At 42.4% G+C, this 21,030-nt stretch carries 17 protein-coding genes; 3 read left to right on the forward strand and 14 right to left on the reverse strand.

Translation table 11 applies throughout. The features are described from left to right. Window positions 1-4: 4 nt before the first annotated feature. Window positions 5-760, forward strand: a complete 756-nt coding sequence (locus J2X69_RS18840; RefSeq protein WP_310106858.1) for a response regulator — start codon at window positions 5-7, stop codon at window positions 758-760. A gap of 96 nt (window positions 761-856) precedes the next feature. On the opposite strand, the gene J2X69_RS18845 is transcribed toward J2X69_RS18840, so the two are convergent. From J2X69_RS18845 to ileS, 5 genes are all read right to left on the reverse strand, one after another. Continuing rightward, window positions 857-1,078, reverse strand: coding sequence for a hypothetical protein (locus J2X69_RS18845; RefSeq protein ID WP_310106861.1), 222 nt, complete (start codon window positions 1,076-1,078; stop codon window positions 857-859). A gap of 310 nt (window positions 1,079-1,388) precedes the next feature. Beyond that, window positions 1,389-2,735, reverse strand: a complete 1,347-nt coding sequence (locus tag J2X69_RS18850; RefSeq protein ID WP_310106864.1) for a PhoH family protein — start codon at window positions 2,733-2,735, stop codon at window positions 1,389-1,391. Between the two features lie 191 nt (window positions 2,736-2,926). Beyond that, the gene (locus J2X69_RS18855) at window positions 2,927-5,866 is read right to left on the reverse strand and encodes a DEAD/DEAH box helicase (RefSeq protein ID WP_310106866.1); all 2,940 of its coding nucleotides are present in this window, start codon (window positions 5,864-5,866) and stop codon (window positions 2,927-2,929) included. 253 nt (window positions 5,867-6,119) lie between these two features. Continuing rightward, window positions 6,120-6,752 carry a lipoprotein signal peptidase gene (locus J2X69_RS18860; protein WP_310106868.1) on the reverse strand — a complete coding sequence of 211 codons (633 nt, stop codon included), beginning with the start codon at window positions 6,750-6,752 and terminating at the stop codon, window positions 6,120-6,122. Between the two features lie 16 nt (window positions 6,753-6,768). Further along, window positions 6,769-10,143: an isoleucine--tRNA ligase gene (gene ileS, locus J2X69_RS18865; protein WP_310106916.1), complete on the reverse strand. Its 3,375-nt coding sequence runs from the start codon at window positions 10,141-10,143 to the stop codon at window positions 6,769-6,771. 909 nt (window positions 10,144-11,052) lie between these two features. Here ileS and tnpA point away from each other — a divergent pair. After that, entirely contained in the window at window positions 11,053-11,511 is a 459-nt protein-coding gene (gene tnpA, locus J2X69_RS18870) for an IS200/IS605 family transposase (RefSeq protein ID WP_310106870.1), read from the forward strand. Between the two features lie 437 nt (window positions 11,512-11,948). Here the strand turns inward: tnpA and J2X69_RS18875 are convergent, their stop codons facing one another. Further along, the gene (locus tag J2X69_RS18875; protein ID WP_310106872.1) at window positions 11,949-13,064 is read right to left on the reverse strand and encodes a Fic family protein; all 1,116 of its coding nucleotides are present in this window, start codon (window positions 13,062-13,064) and stop codon (window positions 11,949-11,951) included. Window positions 13,065-13,233: 169 nt separating this feature from the next. Between J2X69_RS18875 and J2X69_RS18880 the strand changes: the two genes are divergently transcribed. Next, window positions 13,234-14,265 carry a glycoside hydrolase family 43 protein gene (locus J2X69_RS18880; protein WP_310106874.1) on the forward strand — a complete coding sequence of 344 codons (1,032 nt, stop codon included), beginning with the start codon at window positions 13,234-13,236 and terminating at the stop codon, window positions 14,263-14,265. Between the two features lie 208 nt (window positions 14,266-14,473). On the opposite strand, the gene J2X69_RS18885 is transcribed toward J2X69_RS18880, so the two are convergent. The 8 genes from J2X69_RS18885 to J2X69_RS18920 form a co-directional block, all read right to left on the reverse strand. Next, a complete protein-coding gene (locus J2X69_RS18885) occupies window positions 14,474-14,998 on the reverse strand; it encodes a GNAT family N-acetyltransferase (protein ID WP_192347350.1) in 525 nt (174 codons plus the stop codon). A gap of 83 nt (window positions 14,999-15,081) precedes the next feature. Continuing rightward, window positions 15,082-16,161 (reverse strand): peptide chain release factor 1, encoded by a 1,080-nt coding sequence (prfA, locus tag J2X69_RS18890; protein ID WP_310106877.1) that lies wholly within the window; start codon window positions 16,159-16,161, stop codon window positions 15,082-15,084. Between the two features lie 301 nt (window positions 16,162-16,462). Beyond that, the gene (locus J2X69_RS18895) at window positions 16,463-16,681 is read right to left on the reverse strand and encodes a hypothetical protein (protein WP_310106879.1); all 219 of its coding nucleotides are present in this window, start codon (window positions 16,679-16,681) and stop codon (window positions 16,463-16,465) included. A gap of 219 nt (window positions 16,682-16,900) precedes the next feature. Then, window positions 16,901-17,350, reverse strand: coding sequence for an Hsp20/alpha crystallin family protein (locus J2X69_RS18900; RefSeq protein WP_310106881.1), 450 nt, complete (start codon window positions 17,348-17,350; stop codon window positions 16,901-16,903). A 380-nt stretch (window positions 17,351-17,730) separates the two neighbouring features. After that, window positions 17,731-19,071, reverse strand: coding sequence for a TRAP transporter large permease (locus tag J2X69_RS18905; protein WP_310106884.1), 1,341 nt, complete (start codon window positions 19,069-19,071; stop codon window positions 17,731-17,733). Between the two features lie 83 nt (window positions 19,072-19,154). Next, the gene (locus J2X69_RS18910; RefSeq protein WP_310106886.1) at window positions 19,155-19,628 is read right to left on the reverse strand and encodes a TRAP transporter small permease; all 474 of its coding nucleotides are present in this window, start codon (window positions 19,626-19,628) and stop codon (window positions 19,155-19,157) included. Next, on the reverse strand, window positions 19,612-20,745 hold the full coding sequence (locus J2X69_RS18915; protein ID WP_310106888.1) for a TRAP transporter substrate-binding protein: 1,134 nt from the start codon (window positions 20,743-20,745) through the stop codon (window positions 19,612-19,614). The genes J2X69_RS18910 and J2X69_RS18915 overlap by 17 nt, the downstream gene beginning before the upstream one ends. Next, the gene (locus J2X69_RS18920) at window positions 20,742-20,996 is read right to left on the reverse strand and encodes a hypothetical protein (protein ID WP_310106890.1); all 255 of its coding nucleotides are present in this window, start codon (window positions 20,994-20,996) and stop codon (window positions 20,742-20,744) included. The genes J2X69_RS18915 and J2X69_RS18920 overlap by 4 nt, the downstream gene beginning before the upstream one ends. Between the last annotated feature and the right edge of the window lie 34 nt (window positions 20,997-21,030).

Genomic DNA, 21,030 nt, shown 5'->3' on the forward strand with positions numbered 1-21,030 from the left:
ATTTATGAAAGAAGAGCGGATATTAATCGTCGAAGACGATATCAGCATCGCAGAAAATATACAGGAAATATTAGAACTCCTGGGTTATGTCAACACAGACATTGCCAATTCAGCCAATCAATGTATTAAAATTATTAAGAAGTATCGTCCTGATCTGATATTCATGGATATCAAGCTAAAAGGCGATAAGGACGGAATAGAGCTTGGAGAAATCGTAAAGAAAATGGTGGATGCACCGTTGGTTTATGTGACTTCTTATTCCGACCCTACCATTATTGAGAGGGCAAAACGGATAAATCCCGCGGGCTTTATTGTCAAGCCCTTCAATACAAATGACATTCATGCCATCGTCGAGATCGTTCTCTACAATAAGCGTACAAAGCCTGCAAGTGATGTAGCTGCGGTAGTTCCTGCCAATGACAGTCCTTATCTTGTAACTGATGCTGTCTTTATCAAAGCGGACAATGCTTTTGAGCGCGTTCCATACAATGATATCTATTATATAGAAGCCGATGGAAATATGGTCACCATTTTCACTAAGAAAAGGGACTTTAATATCCGCAAATCAATGAAGGAAATAGAGGAAATCCTTCCCTCTCAGCTATTCCTCCGGGTACAAAAGTCGTATATAGTACAGATGGGGCAAATAGAAAGCTTCAGCACCAAAGAAATCACACTCATGTCCGGAGCAATTGTACAAGTGGGCCGACAGTACTACAACAGTTTTCTTGCCAAGCTAAGTACCATCACAGAAAGTTGAAAAAAAGGTGGGCTAATACCCACCTCTTTCTATTAAACAATCAACCAAATCTACCCTTACGAGTATTGTTGTTGGGTATTTCTCCCAGTTAGATTATCAAAGAACCGAGAAATCGGTTCTTGTTTTTTTGAATTCATATGCTTTTTCAGCTTGTGAATTAGAGGATATGCCGGTATTGTAAGTTGGTTCAGTATATTCAATAAGGGCAGTCTGCTGTGCAAGATTAGTCTCGACTTTAGCTTTCCAAACAATGGTAATTGCCATTACGAAACCCAATGCAGCACAAATGTTTTTTTGGGAAAATAGTGAAGTGATCATGGCAGTAATAAGTTGGTTTAATTTCTATAACCACTTTATTCCAAAAAGCGACCCAAAACATCAACTATCTTAAAATCAATAAGTTAATTATTATTGATGATTATACTGTGCACGAATATGGACATATAAAACCCATAGATGAACAATTACCCATCGATCAGAGGGTTACACTAAAAAGACAAATTTTCCGAAAAGATACTTCGCAATACGTTTGTCTCGCTCAGAACTGAGTTACCAACACGCTAGTACAACTCGTCTGTAACGCAAACAAGCTCCAATCGGAGCTTTTTGATTAATATATAGAGTAGGTTTATAACAACTCATTGGCAAGGTTTGCCAGCTCTGAGCGCTCTCCTTTCTCCAGTTTGATATGCGCATAGAGCGGATGATCTTTGACACGATCGATCAGGTAGGACAATCCGTTACTTTGGGAGTCCAGGTAAGGCGTATCGATTTGGAATACATCGCCGGTGAAGATGATTTTGGTATTTTCTCCAGCTCTTGAGATAATCGTCTTGATCTCATGTGGGGTAAGATTCTGTGCCTCATCCACGATGAAGAAAATATTCGAAAGTGAGCGTCCACGGATATATGCCAGGGGTTGGATCACCAGCTTTTCCTGATTTACCAGTTCTGTGATCTTCTGAAATTCCCTATCCGTTTCCTTGTACTGATTTTGGATAAATTTCAGATTATCCCATAGCGGCTCCATGTAGGGATTCAGCTTGGATTTGATGTCTCCCGGAAGATACCCTATGTCTTTATTGCTCAAAGGCACAATAGGCCTAGCCAAGAAAATCTGCTTATACTCCCGTCTTTGCTCCAGTGCTCCGGCTAGAGCCAGAAGGGTTTTCCCTGTACCGGCCACACCTTGGATAGATACCAAGCGGATATTTGGATTGGTGATTGCGTGCAGCGCAAAAGTCTGCTCCGCATTTTTTGGCTTAATATTATAAGCCAGCTTCTTGTCTACGCGCTCAAGAATGCTTTCTTCAGAGTTGTAATATGCTAAAACTGAATTCTTGTCACTTTTGAGAATATAGTATGCATTAGACTTCCGCTTGCGGGTTCCCAAGACAGTTTTAGCCTCAACGTATCCTTGTTCATATAGTTTGTTGATATGCTCCGGATCTATATTGTCGAGAATGTATTTGCCCGTATTTTCCAGCTCAACGATATTCTTGATTTTGCCGGTTTCATAATCCTCCGCCAGCAAGTCTAGAGACTTCGCCTTTAGTCTAAGATTGATATCCTTACTGACCAAAATGACCTTTCTGCCTTTATCGTGCTGCTTGAGGTATAGTGCACAGTTTAGAATCTTGTGATCATTCTTCTCCTCGCCAAAAATCTCATTGGCATTGATCTGATTTTCCGGATTCATCAGCACCCTAAAATTCCCCTTGGTCTTCCCGTTCAAAGGAGTCCAATTGTGAATCATCTGGTCCTGCGAAAGTTTATCCAGCAATCGGATGAATTCACGGGCTTCAAAATTCTTGGTGTCATTGCCTTTCTTGAATTGATCAAGTTCCTCCAGCACAGTGATCGGGATGACCACATCGTGCTCGGCAAAATTCATGATGGAGTTGTGTGCGTAGAGGATCACTGAAGTATCCAACACAAAGATTTTCCGATCTTTATCGGATTTGGCTCTAGGCATGCGCAGGTATTGTAGTGGTATTGTCGTGGTACTATGTGATTTAATTTAGAAAAATAATCGGGCTATTGTCAACGTTTCAGCGAGAATTTATGGTTAATTAAATGTAACTACCCCCTATACCTTTGACTATCAAACCAATAAAAAAAGGGCAAAATTTATGGTTTTGCCCTTTTTAGAAAAATCAACGTTTCTTACGCCAATAGTGCTGCAATATCATCTTGTCCCAGACTCTTCATAAAGCTCTCTTCAGTATTGATCAGCTCTCCTGCCAGCGCCAGCTTACGGTCTTGAAGTGCCATGATTTTCTCTTCCACAGATCCACGGGTGATGAATTTATAGATGATGACTTTGTTTTCTTGTCCGATTCTATGCGCCCTATCAATCGCCTGAGCCTCCACAGCAGGATTCCACCATGGATCAAGTAAGAATACATATTCAGCTTTGGTCAGATTCAAGCCTACTCCACCGGCTTTCAGGGAAATCAAGAATACCTTTATGTCTTCATTTTCCTGGAACTTCTCCACTTGTGCCTGACGGTCTTTTGTAGCTCCATCCAGATAAGCGTAGGAAATTCCCTCCTTCTCAAGGTATTCCTTCACGATCCCCAAATGCCTTACAAATTGGCTAAACACAAGCACTTTATGTCCTTCAGAGATTGTAGATTGAAGCATATAGGTCACATCTTCCAACTTACCGGATTCGCCCTCATAATCGTCCCGGACTAATTTCGGGTGATTGGCGATCTGACGAAGCTGGGTAAGTCCTCGCAGTAATGTGAATTGCTGATTGTTACGACCGGTATTCTGGATGTCAGAAATAATCTTTTCACGATAATAGCTTTTCACCTCTTCATACACTTCTTCTTGTGCGGCACTCATGTCAGAATACTTCACGTTGGTGATTTTCTCAGGCAAGTCCGTAGCTACCTGAGACTTCAATCTTCTCAGGATAAATGGCTTGATCATCGCATGCAGCTTGGCAGATTTATCCAAGTCTCCCTGCTTTTCTATCGGCAGCAGAAACTGCTTCTTAAATGAATTCTGATTGCCAAGTAATCCCGGGTTGATGAAATTCATCTGCGACCAAAGATCCATCGTGCTATTTTCTACAGGTGTACCCGTCAAAATCAATTTTTGCTTGCTCTTCAGCTGATTTACCGCTCCTGCGATATTACTTCCAGGGTTTTTGATTGCCTGGGATTCATCCAGAATGATATAGTTGAAGTAGAAATCCTTAAGAACTTCAATGTCAAGTCGGGTAATACCGTAAGAGGTGAGTACCAAATCATACTCTCCAAATCTCCATGGATCTTTGATACGCTGAGTACCTGAGTAAACCAGGATTTTTAGGTCAGGAGTAAATTTCTTTGCCTCCAGCTCCCAGTTATAAATCAGGGAAGTAGGCATTACCAAGAGGGAAGTCAAGCCCGCGTTTTCTTCCATCTCATGCGCTAGCAAAGCGAGTGTCTGGACGGTCTTGCCCAAACCCATATCATCAGCCAAGCATCCACCAAACTTAAATTCATTGAGGAATCTAAGCCAATTGTATCCTGCATGCTGGTAAGGACGAAGAATCCCTTCAAAATTACTCGGTAAAGAATATTCCTCTATTGATTCGAAATCCCGAAGCCTTTCAAGTTTCCTGCTGAGCGTGACTTGGACTAGATTCCCTTCCTCCATTTCCTTAGCCAGAGCTAAATGGTGTTTGCGTAGCACCATGGTATTTTCATCTCCACGGTCTTCCATGAAATTGAAAAGCTCAGAGTAATTCACAAACCAGGATGACGGGATCACAGCAATTTCCCCATTGGGCAATTCAAATTCTGATTTCCCCTGAAGCAAAAGCTTTCTCAGCTTCGCAAAAGGCACAAGGTAAATCCCGAATTTGATCAGCGCTTTCACATCAAACCAATCGATATTTTCATTGACCTCTATGGAGATCTGTGCCTTACCAATATTATAAACTTTGCCTTTGGCATTCGGCTTTTGGACAATTTTGATCCTCTCTATATCCAGAAAATCCTCGTTTTCCCCGATCCACTCGAAAGCTTCTGTTTTGGGTAGCGCATCTTTTCCTATTTTGAACTCCAAGCCTTTATCCCGAAGCATTTTCAGATACGCTTTTTCTTTTTGCGTACTGCGGATTGTCTTATAGAATGTATAGCTGTCATTCCCTTCTTCCAGTCTTACGGAAGCGCCATGTTTTTCAGAGCTTGGTGTCTGCACGGGAAAATCAATACTTCCGTACTTGAACCGAAGCTCGAAGACGATCTTATCTTCCTCCAGTTTCTCTCCGTCCTCTCCAAAGAGATTTTTACCTGATCCACCCGGCAAATCACTGATATTTATAAATACCTCCGGTGTGCCTCGCTCAATATTAATGTCAAAACCAACCGATTCCACATCGAACTGGGAAATCAGATTGGCCATAAAGCCACGGTAATAACTAGGCTCTATACGCTTGTCGATGACAATAAATTTTTTGTTCAGAAATGCCTTGAGCTTCCTCCCGTCAATTCCCTTCTCAAAGTGAAAGAGTTGACCTTGGACAATCAGCCATCCAGGTTCATTGCTGATAAAATAGCCGTTCTTGTATTGCCAGTCAAGTTTCTCTCCTTTGAATTTGATGGTAGGCCAATAATGTGTGTTTTCTTCGTTTTTGTGAAAATGAAACAATACGCTGGCCCGCTCGGCATTTACTGTTATTTCTTTCCATACAGGATTGCCATCACTCCCCATTTCAAAAAGTCTCTTCCCGATCAGCAAAGGCATTATTTTCGAGCGTTTTTTCTCGATTACTTCCTCTATGGCATCCTGCGTTTTTTTATCCTCCGTTTTGGGATCAAAAATTTTAGCCAAATATTGCTTTGGCCGTATATTCCCTCTTTTGATAAAAGGCTTTACTACCACTTCGGGATTCATAGAATCCATGATCTTTATCAAATCATAGTCTGTCTTGTCCAATCCCGAATCAAATTCACCGGCATTTGCAGAACTGATATTTTGATAAGCTAGAGAAAGTCTTCCTTGAGGGTCTATCTGTACTACGAAGGATTCAATAAGTAGCCCTAGGTATTCATGGCTATAAATAGAGTAAACTATCTGAAAGGGTTTATCAGAATTAACTATCATATAATTATCGGAATAACAGAGCTTCCAGGGATTTGGTGTTAAGCAAAAGGAAGCTTAGTCTTGGTTATATATCCCAAAAAAGGGAAATGCAAGTTGAAAATTACAAAAAATACAGCTCAAATGCACATTTTAAGCCAATTATCTGCTGTAAAACATTAAAAGTCCCTAAAATCGTCAATTTTGATTCTAGGGACTTTTAACAATTAGGCATTAGAAAATCTACTATGGCTTCAAACCGCCTCAATAGAAAAAACTATTCCGAAATCTGATCTACTTCCTCTTTATTAGAATGCTTCACTTCTCCCGGTTTTTCAGGAAAAAACCTTCCTTGAAAAATCAAAATCATGGCTACGCCGATGAATATAGCCGCATCGGCCACATTGAAAATCGGCCACAATGCCGTATAGCTGCCTCCCCATACCGGAAGCCACTCAGGCAGATTGCCCTCCCAAATATCAAAGTAGAACATATCTACAACCTGACCGTGAAACCAAGGCGTGGAGGCATTATATGGAGCATTGTTTAGCCAAACTCCATAGAAAACAGAATCCACCAAATTGCCTATAGCTCCTCCCAAAATCATGGCGATACATACTATATATAAACTCGGCTGTTTTTTCTCAATGATGTAGTATAAGTAATACCCTATTCCCACCATCGCCACCAAGCGAAAAGAGGTCAGGAGCAATTTACCATAATCCGAGCCCAGCTCCATGCCGAATGCCATGCCCGGGTTCGTAGTATAATGCAGCTTGAACCAGTCTCCGAATATTGGAATCTGACCGGGAGATCCAAAATCCATCTGGAAGTGAACTAGCATTTTCACCGCTTGATCAATAATGATAACCAATAGGGCGATGCCAAAGTATTTTAAGTATTTAGTCATTATATGCGTTTTACCATCAGGCTTTTTCCACCAGAACAGCTAGTTCAAAATCATCCATATCAAGTACTGTAGCTCCCTCCGTCAGTGCGGATAGCTCTAGTTTCAACGCTTGTACCTCAGTTTGGATATATTCTCCAAAAGAAGCTATCGCATTTTTCACCAACTCATTCTCTTCGGCGATCTTGATGTTAATCTTATCCTGCACTTCCAGCCCCATATCCTTACGTAAATTCTGGATACGGTTTACCAAATCCCTCGCGATTCCTTCTTCCTTCAGATGATCCGAAAGCGTGACATCAAGTGCCACAGTAACTCCCTGATCGGAAGCAACTGACCAGCCGGGAATATCCTGAGACGTGATCAGAACTTCTTCCAGAAGCAATTCCAGACTTTCGCCATCCACATCCACGGCAACTTTGCCTTCACGCTCGATTTCTGCAATTTCAGCCTGTCCCCACGAATTGATCGCAGCAACTACGAATCTCATTTTTGGACCGAGCTTCTTGCCCAGCACCGGAAGATTTGGCTTCACATTCTTCACCAAGATTCCCGAAGCATCATCGATAAACTCAATGTCTTTGATATTCACTTCTGATTTGATCAGTTCTTCCAAATGAAGTATCTGAGCTTTGGTCTTCTCTTTCAAGATTGGAATGAGAATTCTCTGCAATGGCTGACGCACTTTCACCTTCTCTTTCTTTCTCAGCGAGTGAACCAAAGAGGATATTGTTTGCGCCAATTCCATACTTTCCTCCAGATCACCATTGATCAGCCCGGAATCCGCAGCAACCCAATCCGTCAGATGCACAGATGCTTTGGAATCGGATCCTGATTCAGTCAGATTCTGATACAACCAATCCGAGTAGAATGGCGCAAAAGAAGACATCAACTGGGTAAGTGTGAGCAAAGATTCATAAAGCGTCTCATAAGCAGCCTGCTTATCCGAATTCATTTCACCTCTCCAGAACCGCTTTCTGGCCAGCCTCACGTACCAGTTGGAAAGCTGATCTACCGTGAAACCCATGATCGCGCGGGTAGCCTTGGTCGCATCATAATTATCCATCGCTTCCTCTACCTCAGCAATCAATGATTGCAGCTTGGAAACTATCCACTGATCCAGTTCGGCCCGTTCTCCCACAGGAACCATTTTGGCTTTGTCATAGACAAAAGCATCCAGATTCGCATATAGCGCAAAGAAATTATAGGTATTCTGAAGCGTGCCAAAGAAGCGGCGCTGCACTTCCGTCACTCCGTCCAGATTGAATTTTAGGTTATCCCAAGGATTGGCATTGCTCAGCATGTACCAACGCACTGCATCAGGGCCGTATTCTTTCAGAGTTTTGAAAGGATCCACGGCATTGCCCAGTCGTTTGGACATTTTATTGCCATTCTTGTCCAGCACCAATCCGTTTGCAATCACGTTTTTGAAGGCTACACTGTCAAAAAGCATCCCGGCGATGGCATGAAGGGTGAAGAACCAACCTCTTGTCTGATCCACTCCTTCCGCGATGTAATCTGCAGGATAGTTGGCTTTGAAAATGTCCTCGTTTTCAAATGGATAGTGCCACTGTGCATACGGCATCGCTCCGGAATCAAACCATACATCGATCAGATCAGGTTCGCGGAACATCTTCTCTCCTTTGGCAGAAACCAAGATCACGTCATCCACATAGGGACGGTGAAGATCTATTTCCTTGCCTTCGTAAGGAGATTTTTCCATAAAACCTTTGGCAATGGATTCTTCAATGGCTTGCTCAAGTTCGGAGATAGATCCAATGCAACGCTCCTCTGTCCCATCTTCTGTTCTCCAGATAGGCAGGGGTGTACCCCAGAATCGCGAGCGGCTCAGGTTCCAGTCCACCAGATTTTCCAGCCAGTTGCCAAAGCGTCCGGTACCTGTAGCTTCAGGTTTCCAGTTGATCGTTTTGTTCAGCTCTACCAAGCGGTCTTTATATGCTGTGGTTTTGATAAACCAGCTATCCATGGGATAGTAAAGGACCGGCTTATCCGTTCTCCAGCAGTGCGGATAGCTGTGCTCATATTTTTCGACCTTGAAGGCCTTGTTTTCATTTTTCAGAATAATGGAAATGATCACGTCGGTGTTTTTGTAGTCCGTCGCATTCTCATCATCCTCGGTGTAGTTTTTCACATAGAAATCATCCACACCATATCCTTTATGGGCAGTTATTCCATGTTCAGCTACTTTCTGCACCAGGTATTCACCCACGGTAGAGATGAATTTTCCCTGCTTATCCACAATAGGAATATCCTTGCCCTGCTCATCTTTTACGAAGACACCCGGCACATTATTCTGTGCCAGTGTTCTAAAGTCATCCGCACCGAAGGCTTTGGCGAGATGCACTATTCCTGTACCGTCTTCAGTAGTCACATAATCACCTGAAACGACCGTAAATGCCGGATGAGGAAGTGCCAAACCGGCTATAGGAAACAACTGCTCATATTCCCAGCCCAGCATTTTCTTTCCTTTGAATTCTTCGATTACCTCAAAAGGAATCAATTTATCCCCCCCTTTATAGTCTTCCAGCTTAAGATCAGCTGCTTTCGGATTCAGGTAAGCACTCATTCTGGCTTTCGCCAAGATCACGGTGCAGGCATCATAGGTATATGGGTTGAAAGTCCTCACTTTCACATAATCCAAGTTCTCGCCGATTGCCAAAGCCGAGTTGGCAGGCAAAGTCCAAGGCGTAGTCGTCCAAGCCAAGATGTATGTATTCTCCTGACCCTTCAGTTTGAATTGCGCAGTGATGGAAGTGTCTTTTACATCCTTGTAGGTGCCCGGCTGATTGAGCTCGTGTGAACTCAAACCCGTACCGGCAGCAGGAGAATAGGGTTGAATGGTGTAACCTTTGTAAAGCAGGTCTTTCTCGTAAAGTCTCTTCAGCAAACTCCAAAGTGACTCTATGTATTTTGGCTCAAACGTGATGTAGGGATCATCCAAATCTACCCAGTACCCGATTTTCTCCGTGAGTTCATCCCATTCATTTTTGAATCTCATGACCGTCTCACGGCACTTCTTATTGTATTCCTCTACGGAGATTTTCTTGCCGATATCTTCTTTGGTAATTCCCAATTCTTTCTCGACCTGTAGCTCCACAGGCAATCCATGGGTATCCCAACCGCCTTTGCGCTTCACCTGAAATCCCTGAAGCGTTTTGTATCGGCAGAAAATATCTTTCAGCGTACGCGCCATCACATGGTGAATGCCCGGAGTACCATTTGCCGAAGGCGGACCCTCAAAAAATGTAAATGTCTCGGCTCCGTCACGGTTGGCTACTGATTGCTCGAAAATCCGGTTTTCTTTCCAGTACTTCAATACAGACTCCCCGATTTCGGGATAATCCACTTGTTTAAATTCCTGATATGTCTTCACTGTATCCTTTCTTAAGGGCAAGTAGGTGATAATTAATTTTTGGGCGTGTCCCCGTCTGAAAAAGCCGGGGTCGGGCTATCCGCTGTATCCACCTCCCCCGATAACTATCGGGGGAGGTGGATGTCGCTTCTATCCCTCACGCAATCAAGGAAACATCCTCCTCAAAAGCAGGCACAAAGATAGAAGAAATCCCCCTTTGTGGGAGGATGAATCGGAAAAAATGGTAGGTGCGCAAAATGTTCGACCCACTCCGGGGTCGTCTCTTGATACCAAAATGGTTTTTCTAGTAGTCTTTGACACCGCTGGTGTAGATTTCTCCACAAAGCCATTATGTATTTTTTGAAGATCCCAGAGGGATCACATTTTACTAAAACCGACGTTGGTATGAGCTGATATTGATCCCAGAGGGATCATAGGCTGTTATCAACCAAATTAACCTACGCTTGCTTGGCCACGGTTACTATGACGAACGCCGCAATCTCAAAGAATCTTCGATCCATTCCCGGGTCGTAATCCAATTTGTAGCTAGATCCCAGTAGTCTTTGAGGCCGCTGGCGTCTTTCAATACCTTTCTTTAATTACCAATACTGGACAACATCAGTAGATCTAAGATGATTACCCTCTTTTTATGTGCTCTCTATGAAGTTTATTCTTGCTAAAGATTTGAATACTCAAAAGTGAAGTGATTCCAGAGGAATCGCAGATTACTAAAATTTTTCAGTCAGGTTAAACGCTTGATCCCAGAGGGATCAAATACTACTAAACATGCCGTAACCAATTGTTTTCTTGATTTCGGAGGGGCTATATTAAAAGTAAGAAATTAGTAGTTGTTTCGATAGTAACACACTTGTAATTTTATTATCTTAAAGCCCTTTTTATCAATTGGTTAAAAACATAAACTTTACTTACATGGCTAATACTTTTTCGCAGATATACCTGCATCTAGTCTTCGCAGTACAGAACAGAAACGCTTTGATCAATCCAAGATGGGAACTTGAACTCTACCAATACATCTCAGGCATCATTCGCAACAAAGGGCAAAAACCAATGATAGTAAATGGTATGCCAGACCATATTCATTTGCTTGTGGGAATAAAGCCTAATTTGGCTTGTTCAGATTTGGTGCAGGAGATCAAAAAGTCCAGTAATAAATGGGTCAATGAATCAAAGCACTGCAGATTCAAATTCAAATGGCAAGATGGTTTTGGAGCATTTTCTATCAGCCAAAGTCATGTTGACCGCACTTACAAATACATTGCAAATCAAAAAGAACATCATCGAAAAAAGACTTTCAAGGAAGAGTATTTATTGCTACTGGAAAAATATAAAATAGATTTCAAAGACGAATATTTATTCGAATGGCTTTAGGTTATATTCGACCCACTCCGGGGTCGTTTGTCAATTCAACCGATGTCGTTGCTAGTAATATGTGACACCGCTGGTGTCGATTTTTACCTCCACCCGATATTGAGAGTCAATTGACGATCTCCGGGAATTTTTCCTCTTTCTTTCAAACCAGATCCCGGAGGGATCATAGGCTGCTTATAAACCAAGATCCTAGTAGTCTTTGACGCCGCTGGCGCCTTTCTGTGTCATGAACCTATTCAAGTGCTAGTACTATTTGACACCAAGGGTATCTATTCGGGCAAAAGTCTAGCAATTCCGGAAGAATCCAAGGTAACTGAATGTCTCATTAATGATCACTTTCCGCATCCAATGGAATCTAAGACTACTAAAACCGAGTAGGATATAATTTTATCTGGAGTTTCAGCCCACGATTCCAGACTCTTGATACTTGTCTCTTGCTACTTACTACTAATCACCAACTCATAACTCACACTTCTCCCTCCTCCTTTAGGCAAAAAGATGCCTAACTCAGCCAAAACCTGTAAATCCCGGGTAGCCGTGGCTTTGGAAGCTTTGGTGATCACCATGTATTTCTTTGCCGTCATCCCACCTTCAAAGCCAGCTGGCCCTTCGGCAAGCATCCGGTTGATGGCTTTCGCCTGGCGATCATTCAGCACATCCTTGAAGCGATCAAAGAATTTGACTTTTTGGAGTGTGAAGTTGATCAATTGCTCCGCGCTCAGCTGTGCGTGATAGACCGTATCAGCGAAATAGTCCAACCAAGCCGAGATTTCGTTGGAGCTTTGACCGCGCTTAAGGGCATTGTAATACTCATTTTTCTTAGCTTCAATCGTACCCGAAAGGCTGATTAATGTGGCATGTCCTAAGCCCTGGTGCAGGGCTTTTTCTGCTAAAGCCCGACCAATACGACCATTTCCATCCTCAAAAGGGTGAATTGATTCAAAATATAAATGTGTGATCGCAGACCGGATCAGCGGGTTGTTTATCGCCTCAGAATTGCCGGGAGCAGTCTTGTTGAACCAAGAAATAAAAGAGGCCATTTCTGCAGGAACTCGAACCGAAGGTGGTGCTTCAAAATGCACGGTTTCTTTCCCTATGGGTCCGGATACGACCTGCATAGGAGCAGTGCTCGCACGCCATTGCCCGGCAAGCACGTAGCGATTGCCCTCCATCAGTAGCTTATGCCATTCGAAAAGTACTTCTTCTGTCAACTCTAGCACAAAATCAGTTCGTACCTTGATCATTAGTTGGGCAATGCCTTTGGCACGCAGATCTTTGACAAGCAAAGGCTGCTCCTCATGAATACCGAGATTCTTCTTGATAGAAGACATCACATCCGTACGACTGAGAAATTCCCCTTCAATTTCCGAGGTTTTAATTGCCTCGACTACCATCATTTCCAGAAGCAATTCAGTCTGATTTCCTTCGGACAAACCAATGAGCACACCGGATAGTTGCCCGGATTTCATGAGAAAATCCAGCAGTATTCTCCCTGACTTCCCTTCCTTATAGGTGAAGTTTGGCCAACCCGACTGTTCCCAATTGTAACTCATGAGCCAAATATACAACTTATTCGGCTCAAAAAATACTATATCATGAGCCGAATAAATGGATTATTCGGCTCAAGGTATAAAAACCTTCCAATTATCGCACTTTTACACCAAGAGCATTTCCATTTGATACGCTCTTCTTAAATTTCCAATTCATTTGATTTTAGCCGATATGAAACTTACCTATTCTATAATGACAGGCGCTTTGGCACTAGCTTTTTCCTGCTCCTCTCCAAAAGAAACCAACGTAGAAGAACCTCTGAAACTTTCCGGAAACCCCATTTTAGAGGGCTGGTATGCAGATCCTGAAGGAGTTGTTTTTGGAGATAAGTACTGGGTATATCCGACTTTTTCGGCAGGGTATACAGATCAATTGCACTTCGATGCTTTCTCTTCCAAAGATCTGGTCACATGGGAAAAGCATGTAAATATCCTTGACACCGCAGCAATCAAGTGGGCAAGACAAGCGATGTGGGCACCGGCTGCGATTGAAAAAGATGGGAAATATTACCTGTTTTTCTCTGCAAATGATATTCAGCGACCTAGCCGTGACGGTTGGGATCCCACAAATGACATCAATCATTTCGGAGGATTGGGAGTGGCGGTTGCTGATTCACCCGGTGGTCCTTTCAAAGACCACATAGGTAAGCCTTTGCTGTCTGAGTTCCACAACGATGCGCAGCCGATAGATCAATTTGTATTCAAGGATACTGACGGCACTTATTACATGCTGTATGGAGGATGGAGTCATTGTAACATAGGCAAGCTAACTGCTGATTTTTCAGGATTTGAGCCGTGGGAAGACGGTGAACTTTTCCATGAAATCACGCCTGAAGGTTATGTGGAAGGCCCTTTTGTATTTATCCGCAATGGAAAATATTACTTTATGTGGTCTGAGGGAGGCTGGGGCAATGATAGCTATAAAGTAGCCTATGCCATGGCAGACCAAATCACAGGACCATGGGAGCGGATTGATACCATTCTGGAATCGGACACTACTATCGCCACAGGAGCTGGTCACAATTCGGTTATTCAAAAGCCGGAAACGGATGATTGGTATATGGTCTATCATCGTAGACCTATTCCAAATGAAGGTAGGGATCACCGGGTAACGGCGATTGATGTGATGGAATTCAATGAGGACGGGACGATCAAGCCGATCAAAATGACTTTCAAAGGAGTGGAAGCCAATCCTATTAATTAATAAGAGTAAGCCCGCCGCCTATATATGTTATTTCATGGGGCGGGGGTAATAGCCTCCACGGCTAGGCAAAGATCCCGGCTAGTCTACTTCCAGAAACAAAATATCCTGCCGATCTTTCTCAATACCGGAATAAGTATTCATGAAATAACCTTCGTGTCAAATTAAGGTTGGGAATACTATTTCGCCGGGACCGGGAAATTTTAGCCTGTTACTGTTCCCCTCGGATATTTACATATTGGAATATGTCTCCTACGGTGGTGTTTTTCACAAAAGCTTTTTTCAGTATTGCTTCGGGAAAATAACCTGCTTTTTCCAGAACATTCATGGATTGTCCGTTGAAATCATAGACCTGGGCAAAGATGCGCTCGATGTCAAATTTCTCAAAAATATACTTGGTGTACAGTTTTACCGCTTCGGTAGCTATTCCTTTGCCCCAAAAGGGCTCACCTATCCAAAAACCCAGCTCCATATTGGTGCGGAGTTCATCTTTTCCTCTCTCAGAGCCTATAGAGCCGGCCAATCTTCCCTCAAACTCAACCGCAAAATTCTGTGGAGGATTGAACTTCTGGTTGTGCTCTATCCAATAGCGCGCATCATGGATCGTATAAGGCTGCGGATAGCTGTCCTTAAGATTCATTGCAATCTTCGGATTATTGGCCAAAGGATAGAGCTGATGAAAATGAGCCTCATTCCAGGTCACTAGTCTTATTTCTCTTTCTCCGGTAATAATCATAAAAGTCAGATGGTTAATTCTTCAAGATAATAGGCTAATCGCAGAATCAATAAATTCTAGGCAATTTTATGCAAATGCCCGGCCTATTCTTCTAATCCGCTGGTGTTCATCCGATCAAGATTTTCGGCAAATCTCAATGCGGATATAAAATCCTCAATATGTCCATCCATTACCTCGGGGAGGTTATACACAGTTTTATTGATTCTATGGTCTGTAACTCTTGACTGTGGATAATTGTAGGTTCGGATCTTATCTGACCGGTCTCCGGAACCCACCATAGACTTACGCTGCGCTCCCACAGCATCATTGTGCTTGGCAAGTTCGATTTCGTAAAGCCGGGATCTCAATACTTTCAGGGCTTTCTCGAAGTTCTTGATTTGCGACTTTTCATCCTGACAGGTTACAATCAGCCCTGAAGGCTCGTGAGTCAGACGCACCGCTGAATAGGTAGTGTTCACCGATTGTCCACCCGGTCCTGATGAGCAGTAGGTGTCTTTTCGGACATCGTTCATATCAATGTTCACTTCCACTTCATCCATCTCGGGCAATACTGCCACAGATGCCGCTGAGGTGTGAACCCGCCCTTGGGATTCTGTAGCAGGTACCCGCTGCACACGATGAACGCCGGACTCATATTTCATCCTGCCATACACGTCATCCCCTCCGGAAATAGTGGCAATAATTTCTTTATATCCTCCGGCAGAGCCAAAGGTCAAATCCAGCACAGTTAATTTTAGATTCTGTCTTTCGCAGAAGCGCTCATACATTCGGAATAAGTCTCCCGCAAAAATAGAGGCTTCATCCCCACCGGCTCCGCCTCTGATTTCCAAAATACAATCCTTGGCATCATTTGGATCCTTAGGTATCAACAATTGCTTCAGTTCATTCTCAAGCTCTTCTTTTCTAGGTCTGAGTTCGTCCAATTCAGCCTTGGCCATTTCTTTGAAATCAGGATCCTTTTCCTTATCAAGAACTTGTTTAGAACTGATAATATTCTGCAGGACTAAATTGTATTCATCGTAGATCTTTACAATTTTTTCCAAGTCTTTATATTCTTTGGTCAGCTTGGCATATTTGCTCATGTCTGCCATAGATTCCGGCAGGACTATTAATTGCCCGACTTCCTCGAAGCGCTCTTTGATTGATTGTAATTTGTCCAGCATAGTATTTAAATCGCTGCGCAAAAGTAGACAAATTTATCGGGAGGCAGAATAGTAGGCTAGGTAATAAAACCGAATAGGACCTATCTCCTCTCTACTCAAATACGTCTTGAAGACATGAATTGACAAAAAAATCCCCTCTGTTCAAAATCGATGATCATGATTCAGAGAGGAAGTAGTTTGGTGATCATTGGATCACCTAAGCCGACTTATCCAATTGCATTTTAACTAGATTAAACCGGAAAATCCATCGAGTTAGAAGCTCTCCCGGAAATAAACCAAAACAGATAGGAAATAATCATTCTCAATGAAAATCACGAATCATTTGTTTATTCTGATCATACGAAACCGGATTCAATTTGCGGGCAAGCCCTTTACGTTGCAACCAATAGTCCAATTCCCTCGCCTCGGAATTTTCGAGCAATTGCTTTGCTTTCCTATATTCTTTCTCAAGTAGTTTTTGGTCAAAACTTACTTTTTCGAGTATGCTTTTATAGTAATTCAGAAAAGAACTCTTATTCATTTTTACACTACTTTTAGTTATTCAACATTCAAACAAACTTGCACCGGCAATTCTCCGATGCTGCTAAATGATCTGCTTTTTCTAAGTAGTTGTCAGCGACCTAGAAGCAAATCTTTTCAGTATAAACCTGTGCAGTTACCATTTCAAATATTTAGCCACTAAGGGAATCAAAAAACAGTGGGCATACCTCAAAAGGTTGCCCACACTTGTACTTAATTATTAGGCAATTTGAATGCTTCTTGCAGGTTTTTTCTTTGCTTCTTCCCGCTTCGGAATGATCAGTTGAAGAATTCCGTCTTGATACCTTGCTTCTATTTTGTCATTCTCCACTGTATTTGGCAAGTAGAAGGATCTTGTAAAGGCACGGTAGCTAAATTCTCTGCGAGTATACCCCACGTTGTCATCGCTGTGATTTTCTGAATTTTCGGATACTTCAGCTTGAATGGTTAAGGTGTTATTGTCAAGTTCCACCTTAAAATCTTCTTTTTTCATACCCGGAACAGCCATTTCTACCCTAAAATCATTCCCGGTTTCAGCGATATTTACCCGGGGCAGGGTGTTACTTTCAATTGTCCGGCCGATACCTGCCGCATCAAGCCAATCAAATAATCCTCTGCCCGGAAAATCATCAAATAAGGTTGTGGCAGGGCTTAAACTGTTTCTTTTCATTAATGTGTTCATTGCTTTACATTTTTAATAGTTAAACAAGTAAACGTGCCTAATCCGATCAGTGCCTTAATATTATGTAAGACTATCGAACCAAGCTACTAACAAAAGAATCGCGATTCCATGGGGTAAAAAACAAGTCGAATGCCAAATCGGATTCACGTGAATTTTGTCAGTTTTTTACTGAAAAAATGACAGTTTCCTGAGCGTCATAGCATACATATTTTCCCATATTTCTGTGAAGGAGAAAACAGCTGTGAGAATAGAAAAAATCCAGCCCGAACATCAAACTGGATTAATAATCAATAATAAACCCTTTGCTTCTGATCAAACCTAATAGGATAGTAATGAATACATTACGATGAGGTAAAATGGATAGTTCATTATTTCATCAAGGATGGAAGGAAAGTGGACACCGGCGGATAATAGGTGATGATCAACTGTATGACTAGCATGACCACCAAAAACTTTAAAATAAAAGGGGTGATTTTAGCTATTGAAGTATTGCCCACTGCACTTGCCACGAAAAGTGTAGAGCCTACAGGAGGGGTGACCAAGCCGATAATCATGTTGGAAACGACCAAAATCCCAAAATGAACAGCCTCAAGTCCTGTATCCATACCGATAGCGTGGCTAATCGGTAAAACGACCGGAACAACGATCAATAAACCGGGGCCTGCATCAATGAACATCCCCAAGAGTAACAGCGTGATGTTCAGAAAAATAAGGATGACAATTTTACGTGCTTGAAGTGCCATTTCAGGACTAAGATCAGAACCAAAGAAGTTAACCATCTGATCACTTAGCCCCAATAATCCTTCAGTCAGTGCTTCGGGTACTTTTCCAATAGCCAAGGTCCAAGCAAACAAGCTGGCACAAGCTATCAAAAAACTCAAAGACGCGGTAGTCTTGGCTGCGGAAACCAAAATGTCAGGCAAATCCCTGATACGTAGTTTTTTGAAAATAAAAAAGCCTACCACTCCGGCGTAAACCACAGCTACAGCCGAAGCTTCTGTCGCTGTGAATACTCCTCCCATAATCCCAACAAATATGATTAGCACTAGTAGAATTGGAAAGAAAGATCCAATCAGACTTTCACGAAGTTCTTCGAAATCAGCCTTCTTCTCTTTGACTATCTCCATTTTCTTGGTCATAAGGACCGACATTAGAATCAAGCTAATCCCAACCAGTATTCCCGGGATTATCCCCGCTATGAACAATTTCTCAATGGACACATTTGCCAGTGTGCCATAGATCAGCAATAAAATACTGGGTGGTATCAGTGCCCCTGTGGTTCCTGAACAGGCAGTTAAAGCAGTCGCAAATGCCCTGGAATATCCATTCCTTTCCAATGTGGGAATCATAATACCGCCAATCGCTGCCACAGTGGCGGCAGATGCTCCGGATACAGCACCAAACATCTGAGATGAAACAGTGGTAACAGCAGGCAAACCTATTCGATAATGACCAATAAAGGCTTTGACCAGTCTGATTAGCCGCTCAGACAGCCCACCGAAATTCATCAGTTCACCGGCCAATATGAAAAAAGGGACTGCCAAAAAAGAGTAAAAAGTAGATAATGATCTTGTGGTTTCCAATCCAACCATAATAGGATTGACTCCCTCAAAAACCAGTGCAGCCAATGAAGACAGCAACATAGAAAACGACACAGGGACATCCAGAAATATCAGAATCAAAAAAACGATAATCAAAACGGTTCCCATGGTTATAATTGATTGCAGTTGGTTTTTATATTAAGATTGGTACAATAGTGAGAGGCACAATTGATATGAAGCGAAGTCTTTCATCACAGGTTATTTTCTTCTGCTCTGCCCTCTTTAAATTCTCTCAAGGTTATCTGAACTGCATAGTAGAGCATCATCAAGCAGCCTATCGGGCAGATCATATACACATAAGCTCGGGAAATCTCCGTAGCGGGCATAGTCCAAAAGCGTACATTCCATGCGACTATAGTACTGAAATACAACAGGATAAGGATAGACAGTATTGATATCAATTGCTGCATTACCTTAAAATATTTTTGAGCACCTCCCTTAATTCTGTCTGTCAAAAAATTAAGCACGTAATGGGATTTATCTTTTACCCCCAATGCAGCTCCGATAAAAGTCAGCCAAACCAATAGGATCTGAGCCAATTCATCAGCCCAATACAATGAATGTTGAAGTACAAATCTGCAGAATACATTACCGGCCACTACGATCACCATGGCAGCAAGTATCACTATCACTAAATTCCGGACAAGTCTATCTAATAGAATCATAGTATTCGTAGTTTTTGATTGATTCATAAAGTGAATAAGAAACGGCTGGGTAACTCTTGAAAAAGTGTACATAAACAGGCTCCACAGCTTTTAAAAACCCGGCTTTATCCTCCACTTCATTGATGCGGACTCCAACCCGTTCGATCTGACTTATGGCATCGAGTGTAGTCTCTTCCCAGATGGAATTGAATGCAGGAATAATTTCCCGGGAGACCTCTTCTATTCTGCGTTTGTATTTAGAATCTAAGGATTCCAACCAATCACTGTTTGCTATCAAGACATGCTGATCTGTCGTATGCTCCGTGAGTGTAAAGCAATTAATACCGGCTTCATGATATCGTGAAGAGATAAATACCTTGGCGCTGTTTTCTGCACCATCCACTACTCCCGTTTTTATCCCCTGATATAATTCTGAGAATGGGAGAGGTGCTGCACTTGCTCCCATGGCATTGATCGTACTGATCATAGTAGGGCTTTCCATCACCCTGATTTTGAGTCCCCCCAGATCAGCAGGGGAGTTTGGACAAGGGATGTCAGTGGAATACTTATAAAACATGTTGCGAAAACCCGCACTGTAAAATCCAAGTCCCTGAAGATTATGTTTAGTCAGCATCTTCAAGATTTTTTTGCCCGGTTCCCCATTTAGAACACCCTGATGATGGGCTTCATTCCTGAACAAATAAGGAAGGTTGAGTAAGCCAAATGCAGGTTCGATAGCAGTAACTACAGCTGTATTCACCTGCACCATTTCCACTACTCCAAAATATCCTGCCTCCAATAACTGCCTCTCTGAGCCTATAGCTCCCTGGTCATAAAACTCCACGTCAATCTCACCTTGTTTGATACTATCTTTTAAGGAAGCCTTTTCAAGTTCAGCTTTAAACAAATTCGAAACCTCCCAAATTTTGGTATCCGCATTCAATTCTAAGCCTAATCTAAAACGAAGTTTGACCGAATCCTCTGCTGATTCTTTCTCTCTTTGGACGCATCCTGCACTCAATAGGACTACGATACCAGCAAGAAATAGAAGCTTATTGGAGATGTACAGTGTTTTACTCCAACAGATGGAATCCCCTTTTGATCTTGTACATTCCGAAAGGTTAATGATCAGACTCACAGGACTTTAATTCGACTATGTTCCCATTTACCGTTTACTAACCTTGGAATATTCAGCGGATTACTGTTTTTCAAAGCATCCGGCAGCAGATGATCCGGGAAATGAAGTGTGGGAAGCTGGAATTCTGATGGAGTGGCATAGGCAAATTCCTCTGTAAGGAATTCATTGGTCGAAGGTGAGAATGCCCTAAAACTCTTTTCTACTTCCCTGCTTTCCTTGTTTCCGATATAATTTTCTGTTGGTATATTCATGTAGTAAATAGGTTTGAATTGAGTTTTTCTTGAT

The sequence above is a fragment of the Algoriphagus sp. 4150 genome (assembly GCF_031457395.1).
Lineage (GTDB): Bacteria > Bacteroidota > Bacteroidia > Cytophagales > Cyclobacteriaceae > Algoriphagus.

Coding starts and splice junctions, on each gene's coding strand:
- J2X69_RS18840 (WP_310106858.1), top strand. CDS start 5: ATGAAAGAAGAGCGGATATTAATCGTCGAAGACGATATCAGCATCGCA.
- J2X69_RS18845 (WP_310106861.1), bottom strand. CDS start 1,078: ATGATCACTTCACTATTTTCCCAAAAAAACATTTGTGCTGCATTGGGT.
- J2X69_RS18850 (WP_310106864.1), bottom strand. CDS start 2,735: ATGCCTAGAGCCAAATCCGATAAAGATCGGAAAATCTTTGTGTTGGAT.
- J2X69_RS18855 (WP_310106866.1), bottom strand. CDS start 5,866: ATGATAGTTAATTCTGATAAACCCTTTCAGATAGTTTACTCTATTTAT.
- J2X69_RS18860 (WP_310106868.1), bottom strand. CDS start 6,752: ATGACTAAATACTTAAAATACTTTGGCATCGCCCTATTGGTTATCATT.
- tnpA (WP_310106870.1), top strand. CDS start 11,053: ATGGCTAATACTTTTTCGCAGATATACCTGCATCTAGTCTTCGCAGTA.
- J2X69_RS18875 (WP_310106872.1), bottom strand. CDS start 13,064: ATGAGTTACAATTGGGAACAGTCGGGTTGGCCAAACTTCACCTATAAG.
- J2X69_RS18880 (WP_310106874.1), top strand. CDS start 13,234: ATGAAACTTACCTATTCTATAATGACAGGCGCTTTGGCACTAGCTTTT.
- J2X69_RS18885 (WP_192347350.1), bottom strand. CDS start 14,998: ATGATTATTACCGGAGAAAGAGAAATAAGACTAGTGACCTGGAATGAG.
- prfA (WP_310106877.1), bottom strand. CDS start 16,161: ATGCTGGACAAATTACAATCAATCAAAGAGCGCTTCGAGGAAGTCGGG.
- J2X69_RS18895 (WP_310106879.1), bottom strand. CDS start 16,681: ATGAATAAGAGTTCTTTTCTGAATTACTATAAAAGCATACTCGAAAAA.
- J2X69_RS18900 (WP_310106881.1), bottom strand. CDS start 17,350: ATGAAAAGAAACAGTTTAAGCCCTGCCACAACCTTATTTGATGATTTT.
- J2X69_RS18905 (WP_310106884.1), bottom strand. CDS start 19,071: ATGGGAACCGTTTTGATTATCGTTTTTTTGATTCTGATATTTCTGGAT.
- J2X69_RS18910 (WP_310106886.1), bottom strand. CDS start 19,628: ATGATTCTATTAGATAGACTTGTCCGGAATTTAGTGATAGTGATACTT.
- J2X69_RS18920 (WP_310106890.1), bottom strand. CDS start 20,996: ATGAATATACCAACAGAAAATTATATCGGAAACAAGGAAAGCAGGGAA.